Annotated in this window: 21 protein-coding genes, 1 pseudogene and 1 riboswitch; of the genes and pseudogenes, 10 read left to right on the forward strand and 12 right to left on the reverse strand. The window is 49.1% G+C overall.

The annotated features are described in order from the left end of the window. Positions 1 to 55: 55 nt before the first annotated feature. Positions 56 to 1690: an acyl-CoA synthetase gene (locus tag BZG78_RS08990; RefSeq protein ID WP_077660998.1), complete on the forward strand. Its 1635-nt coding sequence runs from the start codon at positions 56 to 58 to the stop codon at positions 1688 to 1690. Between the two features lie 89 nt (positions 1691 to 1779). Here the strand turns inward: BZG78_RS08990 and BZG78_RS08995 are convergent, their stop codons facing one another. Continuing rightward, positions 1780 to 2253: a peroxiredoxin gene (locus BZG78_RS08995; RefSeq protein WP_077660999.1), complete on the reverse strand. Its 474-nt coding sequence runs from the start codon at positions 2251 to 2253 to the stop codon at positions 1780 to 1782. Positions 2254 to 2421: 168 nt separating this feature from the next. Between BZG78_RS08995 and BZG78_RS09000 the strand changes: the two genes are divergently transcribed. From BZG78_RS09000 to BZG78_RS09020, 5 genes are read left to right on the forward strand one after another with little or no spacing between them, the layout of a single operon-like run. After that, positions 2422 to 2784 (forward strand): DOPA 4,5-dioxygenase family protein, encoded by a 363-nt coding sequence (locus BZG78_RS09000; RefSeq protein ID WP_077661000.1) that lies wholly within the window; start codon positions 2422 to 2424, stop codon positions 2782 to 2784. After that, positions 2781 to 3098 (forward strand): DUF4144 family protein, encoded by a 318-nt coding sequence (locus BZG78_RS09005; protein WP_077661001.1) that lies wholly within the window; start codon positions 2781 to 2783, stop codon positions 3096 to 3098. The genes BZG78_RS09000 and BZG78_RS09005 overlap by 4 nt, the downstream gene beginning before the upstream one ends. Before the next feature lie 28 nt (positions 3099 to 3126). Next, positions 3127 to 3678 carry a lipocalin family protein gene (locus BZG78_RS09010; protein ID WP_077661002.1) on the forward strand — a complete coding sequence of 184 codons (552 nt, stop codon included), beginning with the start codon at positions 3127 to 3129 and terminating at the stop codon, positions 3676 to 3678. Between the two features lie 54 nt (positions 3679 to 3732). After that, positions 3733 to 4026 carry a hypothetical protein gene (locus BZG78_RS09015; RefSeq protein ID WP_077661003.1) on the forward strand — a complete coding sequence of 98 codons (294 nt, stop codon included), beginning with the start codon at positions 3733 to 3735 and terminating at the stop codon, positions 4024 to 4026. Between the two features lie 42 nt (positions 4027 to 4068). Next, positions 4069 to 4497 carry a VOC family protein gene (locus tag BZG78_RS09020; RefSeq protein WP_077661004.1) on the forward strand — a complete coding sequence of 143 codons (429 nt, stop codon included), beginning with the start codon at positions 4069 to 4071 and terminating at the stop codon, positions 4495 to 4497. Positions 4498 to 4649: 152 nt separating this feature from the next. Here BZG78_RS09020 and punC read toward each other — a convergent pair whose 3' ends face one another. After that, a complete protein-coding gene (punC, locus tag BZG78_RS09025; RefSeq protein WP_077661005.1) occupies positions 4650 to 5855 on the reverse strand; it encodes a purine nucleoside transporter PunC in 1206 nt (401 codons plus the stop codon). 106 nt (positions 5856 to 5961) lie between these two features. On the opposite strand from punC, the gene punR reads away from it, so the two are divergent. Next, positions 5962 to 6861 carry a DNA-binding transcriptional activator PunR gene (gene punR / locus BZG78_RS09030; protein WP_077461131.1) on the forward strand — a complete coding sequence of 300 codons (900 nt, stop codon included), beginning with the start codon at positions 5962 to 5964 and terminating at the stop codon, positions 6859 to 6861. A gap of 25 nt (positions 6862 to 6886) precedes the next feature. On the opposite strand, the gene BZG78_RS09035 is transcribed toward punR, so the two are convergent. The 10 genes and pseudogenes from BZG78_RS09035 to BZG78_RS09080 form a co-directional block, all read right to left on the reverse strand. Then, a complete protein-coding gene (locus tag BZG78_RS09035) occupies positions 6887 to 7507 on the reverse strand; it encodes a CDP-alcohol phosphatidyltransferase family protein (RefSeq protein ID WP_077461132.1) in 621 nt (206 codons plus the stop codon). Next, the gene (locus BZG78_RS09040) at positions 7500 to 8171 is read right to left on the reverse strand and encodes an ATP-binding cassette domain-containing protein (RefSeq protein WP_077661006.1); all 672 of its coding nucleotides are present in this window, start codon (positions 8169 to 8171) and stop codon (positions 7500 to 7502) included. The genes BZG78_RS09035 and BZG78_RS09040 overlap by 8 nt, the downstream gene beginning before the upstream one ends. After that, on the reverse strand, positions 8131 to 9846 hold the full coding sequence (locus BZG78_RS09045; RefSeq protein WP_077661007.1) for a thiamine ABC transporter permease: 1716 nt from the start codon (positions 9844 to 9846) through the stop codon (positions 8131 to 8133). Before BZG78_RS09045 ends, BZG78_RS09040 begins: the two co-directional genes overlap by 41 nt. Before the next feature lie 11 nt (positions 9847 to 9857). Further along, positions 9858 to 10997, reverse strand: coding sequence for an ABC transporter substrate-binding protein (locus BZG78_RS09050; RefSeq protein WP_077461135.1), 1140 nt, complete (start codon positions 10995 to 10997; stop codon positions 9858 to 9860). 16 nt (positions 10998 to 11013) lie between these two features. Further along, positions 11014 to 13149: a dihydrolipoyl dehydrogenase gene (lpdA, locus tag BZG78_RS09055; protein WP_077661008.1), complete on the reverse strand. Its 2136-nt coding sequence runs from the start codon at positions 13147 to 13149 to the stop codon at positions 11014 to 11016. Between the two features lie 381 nt (positions 13150 to 13530). Beyond that, positions 13531 to 14124 (reverse strand): TfoX/Sxy family DNA transformation protein, encoded by a 594-nt coding sequence (locus BZG78_RS09060; protein ID WP_077646727.1) that lies wholly within the window; start codon positions 14122 to 14124, stop codon positions 13531 to 13533. Positions 14125 to 14269: 145 nt separating this feature from the next. After that, positions 14270 to 14371: riboswitch (cyclic di-GMP riboswitch) on the reverse strand. A 178-nt stretch (positions 14372 to 14549) separates the two neighbouring features. Beyond that, complete coding sequence (locus tag BZG78_RS09065) at positions 14550 to 15554, reverse strand: substrate-binding domain-containing protein (RefSeq protein ID WP_077661009.1); 1005 nt, start codon at positions 15552 to 15554, stop codon at positions 14550 to 14552. Positions 15555 to 15869: 315 nt separating this feature from the next. Next, positions 15870 to 16646, reverse strand: coding sequence for a heme ABC transporter ATP-binding protein (locus tag BZG78_RS09070; RefSeq protein WP_158011794.1), 777 nt, complete (start codon positions 16644 to 16646; stop codon positions 15870 to 15872). Then, a pseudogene (locus BZG78_RS09075) lies at positions 16646 to 17680 on the reverse strand (iron ABC transporter permease). The gene BZG78_RS09070 and the pseudogene BZG78_RS09075 overlap by 1 nt, the downstream one beginning before the upstream one ends. A 2-nt stretch (positions 17681 to 17682) precedes the next feature. Further along, positions 17683 to 18537, reverse strand: a complete 855-nt coding sequence (locus BZG78_RS09080) for an ABC transporter substrate-binding protein (RefSeq protein ID WP_077661011.1) — start codon at positions 18535 to 18537, stop codon at positions 17683 to 17685. Between the two features lie 209 nt (positions 18538 to 18746). Between BZG78_RS09080 and BZG78_RS09085 the strand changes: the two genes are divergently transcribed. The 3 genes from BZG78_RS09085 (at position 18747) to hutZ (ending at position 22008) form a co-directional block, all read left to right on the forward strand. Then, positions 18747 to 20804, forward strand: coding sequence for a TonB-dependent hemoglobin/transferrin/lactoferrin family receptor (locus BZG78_RS09085; RefSeq protein ID WP_077661012.1), 2058 nt, complete (start codon positions 18747 to 18749; stop codon positions 20802 to 20804). A 95-nt stretch (positions 20805 to 20899) separates the two neighbouring features. After that, on the forward strand, positions 20900 to 21436 hold the full coding sequence (gene hutX, locus BZG78_RS09090; RefSeq protein WP_077661013.1) for a heme utilization cystosolic carrier protein HutX: 537 nt from the start codon (positions 20900 to 20902) through the stop codon (positions 21434 to 21436). A gap of 2 nt (positions 21437 to 21438) precedes the next feature. Beyond that, the gene (gene hutZ / locus BZG78_RS09095) at positions 21439 to 22008 is read left to right on the forward strand and encodes a heme utilization protein HutZ (RefSeq protein ID WP_077461144.1); all 570 of its coding nucleotides are present in this window, start codon (positions 21439 to 21441) and stop codon (positions 22006 to 22008) included. Positions 22009 to 22023 lie beyond the last annotated feature (15 nt).

A 22023-nucleotide genomic window follows, 5' to 3' on the forward strand; every position in this document is an offset into this window, starting at 1 on the left:
CGATGACATGCTAACGTGATCTAGTTATCTAGACACAGTCAGCAAGGAGTGCGTTATGTCATCTAATAATATCTACGATCTTGGCTTGGACAAAAGTCCAGCCAATTATCAAACACTGAGCCCGCTTTCTTTCCTTGAGCGGGCCGCCAGCGTCTATCCAGATTATCCGGCCAGCGTTCATGGCCATTTATGTTGGAGTTGGCAGCAAGTCGATCAGCGTTGTCGTCAATTTGCGTCGGCATTGACTCAAGCCGGCATTGGGCTGGGTGATACGGTATCGGTGATGGCTCCCAACCTGCCTGAAGTCTTTGAGTTGCATTTTAGTGTGCCGATGACAGGCGCCATACTCAATACCATTAATACCCGGTTAGAAGCGGAAACCGTCGCCTTTATCCTCGAACACGCGGAAAGCAAAGTGTTTATCGTCGACAAGGAAATGACGGAAGTGGCTAAGCGGGCGTTGAAGATGATTAAACACCGTCCGTTAGTGATTGCGATTGATGATCCCTTGTATCCGCATGGCGAATGCATCAGTGAAACTACCTACGAGACGTTTTTAGCAAAAGGGGATGGTGATTATCAGTACGCATTGCCAGACGATGAATGGCAGGCCATTTCACTTAATTACACCTCAGGCACAACCGGCAACCCCAAAGGGGTGGTGTATCATCACCGTGGCGCCCATCTGAATGCGGTAAGTAATGTGTTGTCATGGAACATGGATTCCCATCCCGTGTATCTTTGGACGCTACCCATGTTCCACTGTAATGGTTGGTGTTTCCCATGGACGGTGGCCGCAACGGCGGGGGTGAGTGTCAGCCTACGGCATGTGCGGGCCGAGCCTATCTTTGATGCGATAAAAACCCATAAAGTCACTCATTTCTGCGGTGCGCCCATTGTTCTTAATATGATCAACAGTGCTGATCCGGCGTTAAAATCTGGCATTAAGCATACCATCAAGGTCATGACCGCAGGTGCCGCGCCACCTGCCTCTGTGATTGAGGGCATGGAAGCGATGGGCATTGCTGTGACCCATGTTTATGGGCTCACCGAAACCTACGGTCCTTGCGTGGTGTGTGATTGGCAGCATCATTGGGATCACCTCTCCCAACAAGAAAAAGCGCGGATGAAAGCGCGCCAAGGCGTACGCGCGCCGATGCAAGGGGATCTGATGGTCGCCGATCCGGTGACGTTTAAACCGGTTGCAAAAGATGGTGGCACACTCGGCGAGATTTTTGTCCGCGGTAACATCGTAATGAAAGGCTACTTAAAGAACCCCAGCGCGACGGAAGATGCCATGAGTAACGGCTGGTTTCGCACTGGCGATTTAGCGGTGTGGCATGCCGATAATTACATCGAAATCAAAGATAGACTGAAAGATATCATTATTAGTGGTGGAGAGAATATTTCCAGCATTGAAATTGAAGATGTCTTGTATCGTCACCCCGAGATTGATGAAGTCGCGGTGATAGCGATGCCCGATGAAAAATGGGGTGAGGTTCCCTGTGCGTTTGTCAAAACGACCGAAGCATCAGCCGTGACCGAAGCAGACATTATTGCTTTCTGTCGTGACCAAATGGCGCACTTTAAAGCGCCTAAAAAAGTGATCTTTACAACACTCCCAAAAACGTCGACAGGGAAAGTGCAAAAATATGTACTGCGTCGTAACGTGAGTGAAAAGTCAGTGTAATAAAAAAGCGGTGGCGTCATCCCGTCACCGCTTATTAAGTCACGTTCAGGCCGTCAGTTGGGCGAGTTATCGCCTAACATCTGGCAAACCTATAGCTGCTTGAGTACGGCTTCAGCACTGGAAACGTCAAAGCTTTTCGGCGGCTCAACATTAAGCTGGGTGACGGTGCCATTTTCAATGATCATGGCATAGCGCTGTGAGCGAACACCGCCAAACTTACCTGAATCCATCTCTAGCCCAAGCGCCTTGGTAAAGCTCGCATCACCGTCGGCCAGCATATGAATCTGATTAGCATTTTGTGTCTCGCCCCAAGCCTGCATCACAAAGGCATCGTTAACCGATACGCAGGCAATCATATCGACGCCTTTTGCTTTAATCTCATCCGCTTTCACCACAAAACCCGGTAAGTGCGACTCTGAACAGGTTGGGGTAAAGGCCCCCGGCACCGCGAACAGCACAACCTTCTTGTTGGCGAAAAGGGCAGGGATGTCGTGGGTTTGCATGCCCTCAGCGGTGAGTTCACTGAGGGTAGCGCTCGGTAGAGATTGTCCTTGCTGAATCATGATGACTCCTTTAATCGTTGTATTATATTTCAATCACAGCATAACACGCGTAAACGTTAGCAAACACATCAGTGCCTATTCGAATTACCTTACAGACTGAGCCTGTTTATCACCGGATGCTTGGAGTAAACTATTCTCAATTCCATTGTATTCAATCAAATGATGCTTATGTCTTCTAATCACTCTTTTGCCAATGTTCACCAGGCTTACCATGCCCATGTCTACTACGAAGCCGACACCGAAGCGCAGGCGGATGTTATCTATCAATCGGCCGCTGCATCGTTACTGCCTATCGACCTTGGCCGTTTTCATCGCAAATGCGTCGGTCCACACCCAAAGTGGAGTTTTCAGATCGCCTTTGACAACGCCGCGTTCGATGAGGTGATGGCATGGCTTGAAGCGCATCGGGGCGATTTAACCGTCTTTTTGCATGGCGTGACGGGCGATGATTACATTGATCATACCGATCATGTGGGTTGGTTAGGGAAGTCAGTGGCACTCAAACTTGATATATTTAAGCCCAAGTCATGACCACGTATATCAACTATCCTGCGCTACTGATTTGGCAAGGGGATGACGAACTATCATACGCGCCAGACTCGGCGTCGCTCGGTCGACTGAGTGAAAACCTGATCACGGAAGACGATCGGTTGGTTGATAGCCAAGGCGTTTGCTGGTTGAGTCAAGACGGTGGTCAGCACTGGCAGCCAAGCGGGCAGACCATGCCGCTTGTTCAGCTCGTGACACATATCCAAGCGCATTATGCGCAGCTGGGTCAATGCTGTGTGAGAAAAATGCAATTTAAAGATAGGGCCACCGCCATGGCCAGTTTGGCGGTGCACTAGATTCGTGCCATCCGGCAAGGAGTGAGTGATGAGATTAAGATTAGGATTCGTGTTTCTGTTATCGACGATATTAACCGGCTGCCTTGGTATGCCTAAAGATGTGACGCCGGTAACCAATTTTGACCTCAACCGTTATTTGGGAACATGGCACGAAGTGGCAAGACTTGATCACTCGTTTGAGCGTGGCTTATCCGATGTGACGGCAACTTACTCGTTGCGTGAAGACGGTGGCGTCAAAGTAATCAACCGAGGCTTTAGCCGCGAAGAGGGCAAATGGCAAGAAGCAGAGGGTAAAGCGTACTTCGTTGAAAATGATAAGACGGCGTATCTGAAGGTTTCGTTCTTTGGGCCTTTCTATGGTTCTTATGTAGTGTTTGAGTTAGATGATGACTACCAGTATGCCTTTATTTCAGGCCCTGATCATGACTATCTTTGGCTGCTCTCTCGCACGCCGACCGTACCTGAGTCTGTCAAAGAACGTTTTATCTCTGAAGCCAAACAGCGAGGCTTTGCCACGGAAGAACTGATTTTTGTTGACCACGCCCGTACTGATCCTAAGCAGCCAGTTTCGAGTGATTAAACTGGGTAATCCGATGGCGACAAACAATCTTCTGAAGACCAAAAAGAGATAATAATGCGAAAAACCGATAAAAAATACGACAATGCTATCCGCGAAGCACTGACTGAGGTGTGTGAGCAGACCATGAAACAGGTCGATGGTTTTGAATGGCTAACGCATGAAGTGAATTATCAACGTTTTCCGCAAAGTGTGATGATCCGTTTGATGTTTACGGATCGGCAAAGGATCGCAGATTTTAAAAACAGTCATGAATACAATGTGGCGTTAATGGCGATCCAATCACGCTTATCAGCGGCAGGGATCTCACTGAAAAATATAGCAAACCATGTGCAACTTAACACCGCGTAGTTACCCAAAGATGTAAGCTAGAATCAACACCACGGAGGAAGTATGGAAGCAAGGATTAGCATCATTACATTGGGAGTTGCCGATTTATCACGTTCGTATGAATTTTATCGCCAACTAGGGTTTCCGACCCATAATCACCCCGAAGAAGGGATAGTGTTTTTTAGTACAGCGGGAACGCGTTTAGCGTTATATGCAATCGACGCTTTAGCCGATGACATAAAGTCCGGAATGCCTGTTAGTGACGCTGGTTTCAGTGGGATCACGCTTGCGCATAACACGCGTTCAAAAGAAGAAGTCGATGAGGTGCTTGCGCTGGCTAAAGAATGCGGCGCTCGAATTGTCAAACCTGCTCAAGATGTTTTTTGGGGCGGCTATAGTGGTTACTTTGCTGATCCTGACAACTATTTGTGGGAAGTTGCCTATGGAGAGGCTTGGCAGTTTGATGACAATGGCAGCTTAGTGTTGGACTAAACATACTCTTAGTGTTGGACAAAACATACATTGTGATGCAAACGTTTGAACGAACACTGGCTCAGTTGATTGCAGCATCTGTGTGAGCGAAACTCAAAAAGAAAAAGGCGCTTTATGGCGCCTTTTTACGTTGTGAGAAGCGAGCGAGTCATTTATGCCGTTGCTAGCGTCTGCGCTTGACGGTTGGCATGCCAGACTAAACCAAAGCCGATAATCACCACCGCGCAGGTTGATAGCATCACGGTCGTGACCGCGAACAATCCTGAGGCGGCAAACGCAGAGACCAAGGCGCTCGCGACAAAGCAGATAATCATCTGTAAGAAGTTGAGCAGGCCCGCCGCCGTCGCGCTGCATGATTTAAAATCTTCTAAGGCTCGGTTTACCACGAGTGGRTAAATGGCACCATTGGCCGCCGCCAGAAAGCAGAATGGCCCTAAGATTGCCCAAATATTAGTGACATCAGTGCGCCAGCTAATTAAAAAGATCACCACCACACTGGCGACAAACAGTTTCAGTAACCAAGGAAGGATGCTGTGATCTTTGAGTTTATTCAGTGCATAACGACAGGCATATCCGCCGACAACAAACGCGATTGTTTGTGGAATATAGCTCAGGCCAATATCGGATTCTGTGTAGCCCATCGCTGACATGATAAACGGCGATCCAGTCAAATAGGCAAAGAAAGCGGCCGAGCAACCAGCAAAGATAAGCATATTTCCGATGAACTTTTTTGATTTAAAAACTTGCTGATAATCAGTCTTAAGTTTATCAATAATTTTAGTATCTTGTGCTGGCTTAGTTAAGCTTTCTTTCTCTCGTAGAGTCAGTGCAATAAAAACGAACCCTAGGGCAAATAAAACCACAAAAATACTGCGCCAATCAAAATGCTGAAGTAAATAGGCGCCCAGTAGAGGCGCTAATGCCGGCGATAGCGCAACGAGCGGCATAATGGTCGCGAACATTTTTTGCCCCAACTTGCCTTCGTAGCGATCAATCACCACCGCTTGCCAAATCACAATCGCGCTGCATGCGCCCAACGCTTGAACAAGGCGCGCACCGAGTAACAGATAAATATTATCTGCAAACAGACATACCACGGTCGCAACGCTATAGAGACTTAAGCCAATTAACAGTGCAGGCTTACGGCCAATGCGGTCGGAGAGGGGGCCATAAACGAGTTGACCACAGGCCATACCAAGCAAAAAGATACTTAAGGTTAAACCGATATTCGCCGACGATGTCGCAAAATCGATTTGCATGGCCTCAAAAGCGGGCAAATACATGTCGGTGGCTAAGAAACCCAGCATACTGAGCCCTGCAAGCCAAAACAGCGTGATAAATGGCACTTGTTTGTTCATTTTTTATCTCTTGATACAAAGATTAATGTAACGAGCAGTTTATGACTAACAATCCATGCTGTGAAACGGTATGATTTGAACATACCTTTCAAAAAATTTGATGTGAATGTTTTCTTACCAAGATTTTCAGGTGATTGAGGTGGTCGCGCGCCGAGGCAGCTTTTCAGGCGCGGCCGCAGAGCTCCATAAAGTACCCAGTGCGGTGAGCTATACAGTGCGGCAAATAGAGGACAAATTGGCGGTGGTACTGTTCGAACGTCTTCATCGCCAAGTAAAGCTGACGCCTGCTGGGGAATACTTTGTTGAACAATCACGCGAAATGCTGAAAGCGATGGCTAATATTCGTCAACAAACACAACGGGTTGCGAATGGATGGGCGCAAAGTGTCTCACTTGCACTCGACAATGTGGTGCGTGAAGACAGTGTCAACACACTCGTGCGCGACTTCTATGATGCGTTTCCTGATGTGGAACTGTTACTGACCATGGAAGTGTTCAATGGCGTATGGGATGCACTTGCCGATGATCGAGCAGATATCGCGATTGGTGCGACCGCCGCCGTCCCCGTCAGTGGTGCGTTTCGTTATCGAGAAATGGGCACCTTGCGTTGGCGGTTTGTTGTCAGTCCATCGCACCCACTCATGCAGTGCGAACAACCGCTAGACAACGATCAGCTCGCGGCGTATCCCGCCATTTGTTTAGAGGATACCTCGCGCCGCTTGCCGCGCCGTACCACTTGGCTATTGGACAACCAGCGTCGTCTAACGGTGCCGAATTGGCACAGTGCCATGCAATGTTTTAAGGCCGGTTTGGGCATTGGTGTGATGCCTTCTCACATGGCCGAAGAGGCTATCGCTCGAGGTGAGCTGGTGGAGCTAACGCTTGCGGATCCGCTTTTAAGCAGCCCATGTTGTATTGCTTGGCGTTCAGATAAAGAATCGCCACCGATAAGCTGGCTGCTCGATTATTTGGGTGATAAAGAGCAATTACAGCAGCAGTGGCTATAACGTGAGCGCGCATGAGATAGTGTTGCTAGCGTCCTTCAATGTCACGTAGCGTATGGTATCCAGCCCAGACGCGACTGGAAGCGGTGACCAAGCACGCGATGCCAAATACCCAAGCAATCCACGCCATGTAAGACGGGAAAAGACACATCAAGACAAAGCTGGCAATGGTCTCGGTGCCTTCGGTGATCCCCCCGATGTAATACAAGGATTTGTTTGCATACACGGGGTTGTCGATTTGATGCTTGCTCGCCATTGTCGCAAAAGCTAAAAAGCTGGCCCCGGTGCCCATAAAACAAAAAAGTAAAAAGCTTGCCGCTATCGCATTATTGGCTGGGTCCGCGAGCGCAAAGCCAAACGGAATGGATGCGTAGAAAATAAAATCAAGCGTGATGTCCAAAAAGCCTCCCGCATCACTGAGGCCCTGCTCGCGCGCGATCGCACCGTCAAGGCCATCGAAAAGCCGATTAATCACAATAAAGCTAAGCGCAAGCCCATAGGCTTGAAGCGCCAGAGCAGGCAGCGCCAGTAAGCCAATGAAAAACCCGCTCAAGGTCACCGTGTCAGGTTTGGCTCCCCACCGACTGAGTTGGACCGCCGCTTGTTTCAATGGCCAGCGGATCACGGCAATCGCATAACGATCAAGCATTTGCTGGGTACTCCTGTGGTGTGAGGGGCGTTTCTGGGATTGGCCAGTCTAGGCGATGATCAGGATGCGCAATATCTTCGCTATCGTGGGTCACAATCACCGCCGGGATTTGCCTTTGTTCAATTTGTCCAAACACAAAAGCGCGAAAATCACGGCGTAGCGGCTTATCAAGCTTACTGAACGGTTCATCCAACAAAATCGCATCGGGCTTAGCGAGTAACGCGCGTAGTACACTGATGCGCGCACGTTGTCCTCCCGATAGTTGCGACGGTGCATAGTTAGCCAGTGCAGCGAGGTGGATTGCGTCGAGTGCTGCCAGGGTATGGTTGTATTTTTCTTTTTTATTCATCGATGAGGGCAGTGCAAAGGCCAAGTTCTGCCAGACGTTGAGATGCGGGAAGAGTAAATCATCTTGAAATAAAATTCCGATACGGCGCTGCTCCGGCGGTAAGTGATCAAAAGGCTCACCATTTAAGGTCAGTTGGCCGCTGTAATGTATTGGCGGTTGGATGTGTCCCGCCAATACGCTCAATAGACTGGATTTTCCGCAGCCACTCGGCCCCATCACGGTGAGGATCTCGCCAGGCGATACGCTGAAAGAGACATCGTGTAATAAACACTGATCAGGCGCGTTTATGCTGAGTTGATTGACACACAGCGTCATGATTATTTGCTCCTGGTTGCGTCGCAACCGATTGATGAGGTGTCAGTCGCCGTTGCATGACACGACTGAGAAACGTTGCCAGGACGAAAACCAGTAAGGGGATCAGCGCTTGCATCAGGCCGTATAGGCCGCTAATCCGTCGATCCAACCCACTGGATAAGCTCACTGCCTCGGTTGTTAGGGTATTGATCCGACCCGCCCCCAATAATTGCGTAGGAAGATATTGGGCTAAGCTCACACTGGCGCCCACTGCCCAGGCGAGAATAATCGCCGGTAACAGTAAGGGAAGTTTGATACGCAGCCAGGCTGCCATCGCACTGACGCCTAAACTGCGAGCCGTTTGGATAAGCCGTTGATCAAACTGTTGCCACGGGCCATCTAATGCTAAATAAACATAAGGAAAAGCAAAAAAGATATGCGCCCAAATAGTCGCGGGTACATGCCATTGTCCCGGTAGACTATACACAGCCACTTGGATCCCAAACAAAATAGACAGTTGAGGTACCAAAAGAGGAATGGCAATCACGGCTTTAGGCAGTGCTCCTTGACGAGGAGAAACCGCGCGCTCAAGGCAGCCCATGGCAAATATGACGGCGACTGTCGCACTGATCAACGCCAGTAAAACACTATTTCCAATTAACGCCCCAACGTAAGCAAGCTCTTGATTCCAAAAGCGCAGCCCATAACGGCTGGGGAGCCAATCGGGAAATGACCAGCGTAAGGCGAACGACCAAATGAACAAAGCCGGGATTACCAACAAGGGAACAATCACGACGGGCCACCAGAGGTGTCTCCCTGGTAACCAAGCACGACGTGTTCCTGTGAATTTCCAACGATTAAAGCGCTCACAAATCAACCATTCGAAAAATCGATAACCAATGAGTACCAAGGCACACAGTAAAAACAGGACCAAAGCCCCTGCCGACGCTCGGGGGAGTAATGAAAGATCAGGGTCGTTAAACCACTGCCAAACTAACACAGCAAAGGTTGGTGGCGTGTTTGGACCTAAAATCATCGCTACGTCGACGACCGAGAGGCTATAGGCCACCACGGCAAAAATAGGAAAACGCATTTTGGCGAACCAAAGTGGAAAAATCACCTTGATCCAGGTACTGGTGCGATCATAGCCGAGGCTGGCAGAGACCATCGTTAAGCGATGCACATCAATTTGGCTTAGCACAGAAAGGCTCATTAAAAGCAAAAACGGCGTTTCTTTCAGGGTGAGGGCTAGGGTTAAGCCCAGCACATACGGATCCTGTATTAGTGACCAAGTCGGTGGCATGTCTCCGGTCAATGGGCTAGACAGGCGAAATAGCCACCCTGAAGGGGACAAAAACAACACCAGTCCAATAGCAAATGCAACATGGGGCAGGGCCAGTAAACCGGGTAAGCTACGCGCGATGCGTTGCCAAAAGGGCGTCTGCCACGTGGCTTGCAAAATAGCGAAGCTCAACATCACTGCCAATAAGCTACTTGCTAGTCCAGAGAGCAGTGTGAGCCAGAGTGAGTGAGATAAGCCTGGCCAGGCAATGAGTTCACGCCAACCCGAGAGACTGGCTTCAGCCAGCCCCAAAGCAGGTAAAAACGCAAATGCACTGGTTAACAGGCCTCCCAGCCCAGGAAGTAAGGGCAGGCAGCACACCGCCAGCGTGATGGCAAACAACAAACGTGCCATGACGGTCTCTTTTATTGTCCGTAACGTTTAAGCCAAGCGCTTTCGAGAGCGGTTTGCCAACTGGGATGCGGCTCTGGCTGGGACTGAAAACGGCGCGTTTTAGCGGTGTCAGGCAGTTTAACCACCGGTGGGTCGCCCCAAATATCAGTCTGAGCTTTGCGCAATTGCGCCTTCTCACCCATCAAAAAGTTGATCGCTATCTTGGCGCCGGCTTTTGCATTGGCATTGTAGGGGATCGCCAGAAAATGGATATTAGATAAAGCCCCCTGCTCAAAAGCAAAGGCGCGTGCCGTTGGCGCTAACGTCCCTGAGGCGATGGCGGATTTTGCCGCATTGGGATTAAAAGCGATCCCGATTAAAAGCGCACCGTCATCGACAAGCTGCATGGTGTGTGCGCTGCCTGAGGGAAATTGCTCCCCATTACGCCAAGCGACTGGGTGCAGCGCATCAAGATAGTCCCATAGCGGTGCAGTTATGGTCTCAAAGTCTGCATCGTCGACAGGCTGATACAACGCCTGTTGATTGTTTGTCAGCTCAAGCAATGCCGCTTTTAAAAAGCTGGTGCCATGAAATTCGGGCGGTTTCGGATAACTGATCCGACCGGGATTAGCTTTTGCGAGCTGTAACAATTCAGCAAAAGAGCTTGGAGGATTGGCGAGTGTTTTTTTATCGTGAATAAACACCAGTTGCCCGACCCCCCATGGTGCTTCCAAGCCTTTGGTGGGTTCAGTAAAGTCCTCTGTCACGGGCAAGGTTTTATCAACGATTTGCCAGTTAGGCAGCGCCTCGACAAAGGGGCCTTCAAGTAACCCGTTTTCCTTCATCGATTTAAAGTTCTCGCCATTAATCCAGACCATATCGACACTGCCGCCGGTATCTTTTCCCGCCGTTTTTTCAGCCAATAAACGATTCACTGTTTCTGCAATATCAGCCACTTTAACGTGTTTGAGGGTCACACCGTATTCACGTTTGAGTTCACGCCCAGCCCAACGAAGATAAGCATTGATTTGCTGATTGCCGCCCCAGGCATTGAAATATACGGTTTGCCCGTTCGCGTCTTGTTCGACTTGTGCCCAATCCTGCTCAGCGGGAGTGGCCAAGGCATAGCCACTGGTGATTGCGAGCGTTAGGGCCGCTATCCATTGTTTCATTGTTCTTCCTTATTGATTAGTGACGCATCCAGCGTTGATATTTTTCGACCCACTGTAGGAGTTTCTCCGGTGCATGCGCCTGTTTCCACATACCCGCCGTATATTTAACCGCTTCACTCATGGTGGGATAAGGATGAACAGTGCCGAGTATTTTGTTCAGCCCCAAGCCATGGCGCATCGCTAAGGTGAACTCGGCCAATAAATCGCCGGCATGTTCTCCCACTATGGTCACTCCCAGTATGGTATCTTTTCCCTTTGGTGTCAGCACTTTAATAAAGCCATGGTCATTGCCATCGGCGATGGCGCGATCCAGGTCATCAATGCCGTAATAGGTCACTTCGACGTCTTGTTGGTTGGCTTTGGCTTCTTTTTCATTAAGCCCAACACGTGCAACTTCCGGGGACGTGTATGTTGCCGCTGGCATCACCGAGTAATCCGCTTTAAAACGCTTAAATTGGCCAAATAACGCATTGACCGCGGCATACCACGCTTGATGGGCACTGGCATGGGTCAACTGAAAGGGCCCTGCCACATCACCCACTGCATAGATATTGGGGTAATTAGTTTGTAAATAGTCATTGACCTGAATGGTGCCACGCTCGGTCACTGGAATATCGAGCTTTTCGAGACCAAAGCCTTTGGTGTTGGCGCTGCGTCCTAACGCGACCAGCACCGCATCAAATGTGACGGTTTTCTCACCGTCAGGGCCGTCGAGTAAGGCGATTTGCTCATTGCCACGTTGTTCAAATGCTTTGACCTTGTGCTGTGTTAAAACCGTGACACCGTCACGTTCTAGTGCGCTTTCAACCAGTTGAGCAGCGTCTTTATCTTCACGGCTTAACAATTGATCCGCCATTTCAGCCAGCGTCACTTGGCTGCCTAAACACGCAAAACTTTGTGCCAATTCTGCGCCAATGGGACCCCCGCCCAAAACCAATAACCGTGGTGGCAGTTCAGGCAGGGACCAAATCGTATCCGAGGTGTAATGTGTTACCTCAGCCAAACCGGGAATGGGAGGGAGCATGGGGCGTGCGCCTGTGGCTATCACGATGTTGCGGGTAGTGAGGCGTTCGCCATTCACCTCGACTTCCCATGGCGAGACGATGTGTGCTTCGCCTTGCACGCACTCCACGCCGAGCTTGGTGTAACGCTCGACTGAATCATGGGGCTCAATGTGGGTAATCACCTGTTTTACCCGCGCCATCACCGCTGGAAAATCAACGACTGGCGCCTGGGTATGAATACCAAACGCCTTGGCCTTGCCGATTTCTCGCATGGTTTTCGCTGCGCGTATCAGCGCTTTAGAGGGAACACACCCGGTGTTTAGGCAATCACCTCCCATCGAACCTTTTTCAACTAGCGTGACTTTTGCTTTCACCACTGCCGCGATATAACTCGATACCAGTCCGCCTGCGCCGGCACCAATTACCACCATATTGCGATCAAACTGATGGGGTTTGCGCCAACCTTGATAGCGTTTACGACGCGTGACCCACGCCATGATCCATTTTGCTAGCAGCGGGAACAGGCCGAGTAATGCGAGCGATCCAAGCACCGAAGGCGACACCACATCGCCAAGTGCGTCGATTTGGGCGAGTTGAGTCCCTGCATTCACGTACACTGCTGTCCCCGGTAGCATGCCTAGCTGACTGACCCAGTAGAAGGTGCGCGTTTTTAAGGGCGTTAACCCCATCACTAGATTAATTAAGAAAAAGGGAAAAATGGGAATGAGGCGTAGCGTGAGCAGATAAAAGCGGCCATCTTTTTCAATGCCACGGTTAATGGCATCTAATTTTTGACCGAAGCGATTTTGTACCCAGTCTTGGAGCAAAAAACGACTGACTAAAAAGGCGAGTGTGGCACCAATAGAGCTGGCGAAAGAGATCAGAACCAGCCCCCACCAAAACCCAAATAATGCGGCGCCCAATAAGCTCGCCACTGCCGCTCCCGGTAAGGACAGGGCGGTCATCACCACATAGCCGACAAAAAACACCAGGCTTGCGGTGGTCGCGTTTTCGATAATGTAATCGTTCAATGCCGCTTGTTGTGCTTTGGCGTTTTCAAGCGTGAGCCATTGGCCGAGGTCGAAACTAAACCAGAGCACGACGATGGCGGCAATCACGAGGCCAACAAGAAGTTTTTTTACTGACATATTAGGTCTCGTCGCTAAATTAAAGAGGGCCAGCTATTACTTTAGAGTACTTTTGTGGACGGTTGGCAACTAACTGGCTGATTTATCGGTTGCATCAGCGAACTGTGCGGTCGCTCTTACCTCTGACAAGACCGTATCGATCGCTAAAAACTTTCAGTTAAACGAAAAATCGCCAATTAAATCAAAAAAACGCCGATTAATCTCCACGAACTAGAGTCGACGGAAAGAAAAGCGCACTCGATAAGATGATGACGCAAAAGGAAGGGCATAGAGACATGTCAATGAGTTAATAGAATAAAGCGACACCGCCAGAAGGCGGTGTTGAACGCAAACATTGCTCACAGGAAAATTAGTAAGTCATACAGAGGTGACTGTGAGAGGTTATTTTTCTAAGTGTTGTAATAATTCTTGACGGCGTTGGGGTGGCACTACCGACCAGTGTTTACCGGTAATCGCCCCTTCTAACGACCACAAAAGCTCGAGACTTAATTGTGTTTCATGAGCAGATCTCAGTGCTTTATAAGCGCCGACGGCACCGTGCTTTTGCAATGTTTCTGGCGAGTCTATGCCTGCCTTTTTAAGCATTCGTTCGGTGGCCAATCGTAGATTCGGGAGATCTTTGAGCCTTGACGGTGTCGCTGCCGATTTCACAGAACGATCCTGGATAGCAACGTCGAGGGCATTTTTCGCTTCGGCCAATAATCGTTCTGGATCGTCCCACCAGGCGTTAGGAATAGCAAAATATTTGGTGACGACCGGGAATCCACGTTTTTTGTACACATACGGCGTTAAGCCTTGTTGTTTGAGTAAGGCCTCGTTTTCTATACCGGCACGAAGGTGGAGGGTGTTATTGACCACGAGGGCGAACATGGTGTCTTCACAAAAAAGTCCAAATCCGCCGAACATGGATCGGGATTTGATATTGCCAAACTCGGCAAATAAACGCATCGCGTCTTTTAAAGCAGGTTTATCCATTTAATAACAATCTCGATGAATGTGAATGCCTAAAAATAAAGTCGCAGTCTAACAAGGCAAACAGACAAGATTGTCAACGAAGCATCAAATATTCGATTTGATCCGTTCGTTTGCTGACACTTGATTCAGCAATAAAAACAACAGCGCTGGCAGCCCCGCTACCATTGAATCCCTGACAGTGACGCCAGATTCATTAGGCCGGAGGCTTTGCGTCCCATGCTTTCGCGATGGTTTGCCTTGTTCAAACGTTGTCCAGGATATAATAATTGGACACAGATGTCGCCCTCTCTACGCATACAAAATGTGATATTGGTTCAATAAGTATGTAACTGATAATTTAAAGTAAAAGCTCTTACCCATAGGAAATCAAAAAAGCCACGACCGTCATAGAGGCGTGGCTTTACATAAAAAAACGCGATAAACCATTAGGTTAGGTTTTTTACAGAGTCTCGACTGATTAATGATAAATCCATTTCAAACACTTGCTGCTGCGTATCGTTATCATTGATCCGGCTGAGTAAAAGTTTAACCGCAGTCTTGCCCAGTTGTCGTTTAGGTTGATGGACAGTCGTCAACGGTGGTGAGTAATATTCAGTCAGATCAATATTGTCATAACCGATGACAGAGATATCATCTGGCACCTGAATACCCGCCTGGTTGAAGGTGCTGATCGCCGCTAACGCCATGATATCATTAAAACAAAAGACTCCCGTAGGACGGTTTTCCATGGCAATAAACTGCTGAGCGGCGACTTTTGCTTGATTCGCTTCAAAGTCCGCTTCAATGATCCAGTCTTGATTTACGGAGATATCAGCTTCTTTCAGGGCCCGATAAAAGCCTGCAAGCCGTTGCTTACAGGTGTTCTTATCCATTTGCCCAGAGATACAACCAATTTGGGTATGCCCGTTGTCAATAAAATGTTTGGTTGCCAGATAGCCGCCTAGTTCCGCGTTATCTTCAATCCGATCGGTATCAATATGGTGACTGCCCCAATCCATGACGACCATGGGCAGGTCACGCTTTTTCTCTAGCAGTAGCATGAGATCTTCATTGAGATCCGAGCACACCACAATTAAACCGTCGACACGCTTTTCTGACAGCATACGCAAATAGTCGCGCTGCTTTTCAAGGTTGCCTTCGGTATTACACAAAACCAGCGTGTAGCCTTGCTCGTAGCAATAGTCTTCCACACCGTGCACGAGCTCGGCAAAAAATGGGTTGGTCGATTTAGTGACCAGCATTCCGAGCGTACGTGTCGTATTACATTTTAAACTACGAGCCACAGCACTCGGTGCATAGTTCAGGTCTTCAACGGCTTGCCAAACCTTTTCTGTTGTCTTTTCGGCGACAAAGCGGGTCTTATTGATAACGTGTGAGACCGTGGTGGTTGAAACACCCGCGAGACGCGCGACATCTTTAATCGTTGCCATCTTAATTCTTCTATATTGTGAAGCCTTGGGATCGTTACTCGCGACCTTACAGAAAAACGCCGCTGATACGCAGCGGCGCTGTCTTTCACAATCCCGGCCCATCAGACGGTTGCGAAGGTAACGAATCCGATTTCATCCATTCTCATAGCTAATCGGTTGCGGTCTCAGTTTACTTAGGTTACCGCCCAGTCGCAATTGGTCTGATGAGCGAACGATCATCAACAGACGGTTTTGTGACCCAGCTAGGCGGTTATCAATGCAAAAGTCTCATGGCGACGCTGGCAAGATCCCACCTTGATAGCAATAACTCAGGCACTAGGTCACGATCAATGGGCAGGCATGCTCTGGGTGCTCAATAACTTTAAGCGGATACTGATAAATCTTTGCGACCTGTTCACTCTCAAAACATTGCCATGGGGTACCCGTTAATACCATCTCTCCTTGTTTGAGAAAATACAGGCGATCCGCGTAGCGACTGGCAAGATTGAGGTCATGCAGCACCAAGACCACTGTCATCCCTTGATCGGCAAGCGATCGACAGCGTTGTAGCGTGTAATGCTGATGGGTAATATCGAGCGCCGATGTAGGCTCATCGAGTAGCATGATGGCCCGCGTTGGATCGGTTTGGATTAACTGCAAAGCAATGCGTGCCATATGGACTCGCTGTTTTTCACCGCCTGACAATATAGGATAAGGCCGGTTAGCAAGGTGGGTGATATCCCACTGCTGTAACTGCTCATCGGCGAGGGCGGCAATTTGCGCCTGATTCGCTTGTAACGGTGTCGCCCCCATTTGAACCACTTCTTTGACCGTAAACGCAAAGGTTAAGCCACTACTTTGGGGAAGAAAGGCGACCTGTTTAGCAAAGCGCTCACCATGCCATGCGGCTTTAGGCATGGCCCAAAAATCAACCTGGCCTGATGGATGACTGTCACTCATCACTTGTTTGAGTAAGGTGCTTTTCCCCGCGCCATTTGGCCCGAGCAACACATGTAATTGGCCTGCAGCAAAGGAAACATTGATGCGATTAAGTAGTTGGCGTCCGTTAAGCGAGTAACTTAAATCACGAACATTGAGGGCAATATCAGACATTAATGCACCACTGCTTGTCGTTGTTGGATCAAAAGCCATAAAAAGAAGGGTGCCCCCATAAGTGCGGTGATGATCCCCACTGGCAGCTCTGCCGGCGCAACAATGATTCGTGCGATAATATCAGCAAGCGTCAATAAAAGGGCGCCCAATATCGCCGATAAAGGGATCAGGGTGCGATGATCTGGCCCAGCCAATAGGCGGCCAATATGCGGAACAACCAAGCCGATAAAGCCAATTAATCCTGCGGCGCTGACCGACACCCCCATTCCAGCGGCTGTCGCAATGATCAATAAGCGCTTTAGGCGATGAACATTGATGCCAAGATACGCAGCTTCGTTCTCGCCAAGTAATAAGGCGTTGATATGCGGAGCGCAGCGATAGGCAAAAAGCGTGAGGGTAACGGCTGCAACGCCCGTTAACGCGATGAGTCCCCACGATGCGCCAGTGAGCGATCCCATTGATCACAAGGCGATATCACGCAATGTTTGGTTATCAGCAACGTAATTGATTAACCCGAGCGCCGCACCCGACAAGGCACTAATGGCAATACCGGCTAACAACATCACGGTAACCGATGTTCCCATCGATGTTGTGCCAATACGATAAACAAACAAGGTGGCGACCAGCGCACCCAAAAAGGCAAACAGCGACACCGAGAGGGTAAAACCGACGTTAAGGCTGCCCCAGGATAACAGCAACAATCCCAACGCGCCGCCTAAAGACGCCCCTCCAGAGACTCCAATGATCCCCGGATCCGCAAGCGGATTGCGAAATAGCCCTTGCATTAATGCGCCAGATACTGCCAGAAGTGCGCCAACGAACAAACACAATAAGGTGCGTGGTAAGCGGACTTGTTGCACGATGGTCAAGATATGCGGTGCGACATCACTTTGCCAAGGGCTCAAGCTTTGTAAACTGACGAGCCACCCAAGTTGCCACTGTCCCACGGCTATCGACATTACAGTGACGATGAACAAAACAGTGATCAACACAGGGAAGAGCCGCTGATGCGTTTCACGAAAGTAAGCGTGCATTACTATTGGTTTCCGGTTAAATGGGTTTGAATGCGCAGGGCCTCATCAAGAGTATTCAGACTTAATCCACCCACTAATACACGGCCATCCACAGCGATGATGCGATTGTTTTTATACGCTCTTGTGCTTGATAGCAACGGGACCGCCTCTGCCAATCCTTGCAGGCCGCCAAGCTGATCGAGTGAGCGTTGCATGACCAAAATAAAGTCAGGATTAAAGCCAAGCAGCGCCTCGGGTGAAAGTGGCTTATAGCTGGTGACGGATTCAGCCGCAGGGTTCGTGGCACCGAGCAATTCAATCAAGGTATTTGGAGTGGTATCAGCGCCGGCGACACTGGCAGGTCGTCCCTGGTGAACCAAGAGAAAAAGACCGTTGAGCGTGGATGTGTTTGATACTGACGCAGACGCTCGGGTTTCTAGCTTGGCTAATTGGTCATCCATAGCGTTGATCAATGGTTCGGCATTCGCTTGTGTCGCCGTTAACTCCGCCAAGGTATGAATACGTTGCTTGAGGGCAGCGACCGTCGGGGTACTCGATAACGTCACCACCTTGACCCCGGCATCACTGAGTGTTGATAACACCGGTGCTGGGCCCATTTCTTCTGAACCAATTAAAAGATCGGGGGATAGCGAAAGTACACCTTCCGCCGCGAGCTGGCGATGATAGCCCACGCTCGGCATGTCTTTCTCTTGGAATTGGCTGGTGGCATCAATACCAACAATTTGTGATTGCGCGCCAAGCTCAACGAGCAAGTCAGTCACACTGGCGCCCGCACTGACGATGCGTGGCGAGGCATGAATCGATAGAGATATGAGGGTACTGAACAGAGCTATCACTCTTACTGCGGCGGTGGCCATGTTAAATCCTTATTTTCGCTTTATCAGTGGCTTATTGGTCAAAAGTAATGCGGTGTCATTGACAGTGATTTATCGTCCACTGCACATTTGTAATTATTAGTTACATAACTAATTAAGATCAATTATCGTTTACATTGCTGTTCTCGATCAATACAATCTTGCAAAAATAATGATGATTCTCATTTGTAGTTGAACCAGAGAGCACTGAAATGACATTGAAAAAGGATATTTTGATACCACGTCCGAGCCACCTAAACCTCGCTATCGGACTTGCGCTTGGCACATTAAGCCTCACTTCACCTGTCATGGCCGCCGATGGCGGGCAACAAAATGGCAACCAAACAGAAACGGTGTCTGTGTATGCCAGTCGTATGGACGCGCAAAAAGCGAATCGCGCTGTTGCCGTCAGCACGGTGTCACAGGAAGAAATAGAGAAAAGACAAGGAAGTAACGTCACGGATTTAATTCGGCACCTACCCAATGTCTCTGTGCTTGGTGGCGGGCGCGATGCCGCTCAGTCTGTGACTATTCGTGGATTAAGCAGCGAAAACGGCCGCGTGGTGCAGCTTGTCGATGGTGCACGTCAGAATTTTTCTGTTGGTCACCGCTCCAGTCTATTTATTGATCCTGAGTTACTCCGCTCGGTAGAGGTGGTCCGTGGCCCATCGAGCACTCTGTGGGGCTCCGGTGCTTTGGGAGGCGTGTTTGCCCAAAACACCAAATCAGCCAGCGATTTTCTTTCCGGTGATCAGGCCGTAGGTGGTTACCTTAAACAAGGATTCCACAGCAACAATAATGCCTCACGCACAAGCGGCGCGGTGTTTGGACGCACAGAGACGGTTGATTGGCTGGTACAAAGCTACTATCACGATAGTGATGATAACCAACTAGGCAACGGCAAAACCTTGTCTTATTCAGCGGATAGAGAAAAAGGTGGTTTTGCTAAAGTCCGTTACACACCATCTTTAGATCACCAATGGACGTTCACTGCTCGTCAAGGCGAACTTGATGATATGTCTCCATCAAATCCCTCAGTCAAAGAGCCGTCAGGTTCTTATCCGTTAGTATACCGGGAAACAAGGGACCAGAGCCTTTCCGTTGCCTACGATTATAGTCCCGCCAGTCATTGGGTCGATATTAACTCTCAGTTGTATTTCAATAATACTGAGATGAAAGAGCACCGTGTTGCACCGCAAGAACGTGACAATAATGAGACTCAAACCATAGGTTTCTCTATCACGAATACGTCCAACATAAAAAATATCGATTTAATTACAGGTCTGGATTTATATCGCGATAGTTATGAAACGAAACGTGATGACAGCAGTGCACCTGGAGAGCGTCCGGCAGGACAAGATGCAAATGCAGAAAGTATAGGGGCGTTTGGTCAAATAAATATTCCTGTATTCGACCAGATTCGTTGGCAAGCGGGTGTTCGATTTGACTCTTACAAAGGTGAAGATAATCGACCGACATCACTGGATAGTGAGAGCCGCGATCATGCGTGGTCCCCATCGACGGCATTGACATGGAACGCAACCGAACAGCTAGCATTGACTGCCAGCTATCGCGAAGCATTTCGTGCACCGAGCTTAGAAGAAATGTATGCCAGTGGTACTCACTTTGTGGTTCCTATGGGGCCTACAAAGTTGATCAATCGATTTATACCGAACCCGGACTTGAAACCAGAGCACAGTGCCAACAAAGAATTAGCCATCACCTACCAATTTACTCCGACGAGTTATTTCGATAATGCCTATGTTGATGCGCGCCTGTTCCGCAACGATGTTGACGATTTTATTGATATGAACGTTGACTTCATGGGCGGCACTACAACGCGTGAAAACGTTAAAGATGCCAAACTGGAAGGCATAGAACTAAGCCTTCATCACCAACTCGGTGGCTTTACCAATAATCTAAGCTACAGCCAAACCGAAGGCAAGAATAAGAATGATGGTAGCTATCTCGATAACATCCCAGCTCACAAGTTTGTCGCAGAAACCGACTATGCGCTGGCGACGTTACCAGTGAGTGTCGGCGGTCGAGTTTCTTATTATGCCGACCAAAACGACACTAACGATGCCAACACTTACGACGGCTACACCCTGTGGGATGTGTATGCAAGCTACAGTCCCAATGGCGCTTGGGATGGCGTGAAGTTTGATTTAGCGATCGATAACTTAACCGACGAGCAATATACCCAAGCTTGGGCGCAAGTGGCTTCACCAGGGCGCGATATCAAATTTAATGTTCGTTACCAATTTTAGCTCGTTACCAAGTTTAGCGACTCGTACAAAGGGCAGGTGAACGCCTGCCCACACTGATAGAACCTATCACAATAAAAATAGGCTGGGAGTGATCAATGACAACCACTACGTTAACGGAGCAAGTCAGTGCGCTACTGACCGAGAATGCCTCGATGCTGCCTGCCGATATGGCAGCAACGCTAGGTGTGAGTGAGGGGGAAGTGGTACGCGCCATGCCCGCAAATTATCAAACTTGGGTCGATGGCCAACATGCTGAAACCGTGCTCATGCAGGTGGCCGGATGGGACGGGCCTGTGACGGCGATTGTGCATTCCGGCGGCTCGATCTTTGAAGTAAAAGCGCCGTTCCCCAAAGGAAAAATCGCTTACGGCTATTACAACTTAATGGGTAAGCCCGGCGAAATGCATGGCCACTTAAAATTAGAACGCATGGCGGGCATTGCTTTTGTCAGCAAACCCTTTCGCGGCAAGACAACCCATTACATCGGCTTTTTTACCGAACAAGGCGATTCGATTTTTAAGATCTATCTCGGGCGTGATGAAAAACGTCAGCTTCTCGACAATCAGATTGATGCCTTTAACCAACTAAAAACGCAGTTAGCGACCTCACAACAAACAGAATCGGAGCAATAACTATGGATCAAGCGACTAAACAACAACGGCTACAAAACCGCCTTGGCCCTGAAATTAAAGAATTTCGTGCAAACTGCCGGACATTACAGCTTGCAACATTGGATACAAAAGGCAAACCCAATGTCAGTTATGCCCCCTTTGCTCAGCGTGAAGATGGCTTTTATATCCTGATCAGTGAAATTGCCCGTCACGCACGCAACCTGCAAGAAAACCCAAACTTGTCATTGATGATGATCGAAGATGAAGGGAGCGCGAAACAGATTTTTGCTCGTCAACGTCTTAGTTTTGATGCACGAGCTGAAATGGTGGAACGTAACACCGCGACTTGGCAAGTTGGCATTGATGCATTGAAAGCGCGGTTTGGCGATATTATCGATAATTTGAGTGGGTTAGAAGACTTTCGCCTCTTCCGTCTGGCGCCAGAAAACGGCCTGTATGTGAAAGGATTTGGCCAAGCGTTTCAGGTTGGCAGTGACGACTTTGTTGATATGGTGCACCTTGATCAAGGCCACCGTAAAATCGGCGAAGACAATGACATTAAAACTACCGATGAGCTCGTCATTAACGGCTAATCGAGTTGATGAAGG

This window comes from Salinivibrio sp. MA351, assembly GCF_001996065.1.
In the GTDB taxonomy this organism is placed as follows: Bacteria; Pseudomonadota; Gammaproteobacteria; order Enterobacterales; family Vibrionaceae; genus Salinivibrio; species Salinivibrio costicola.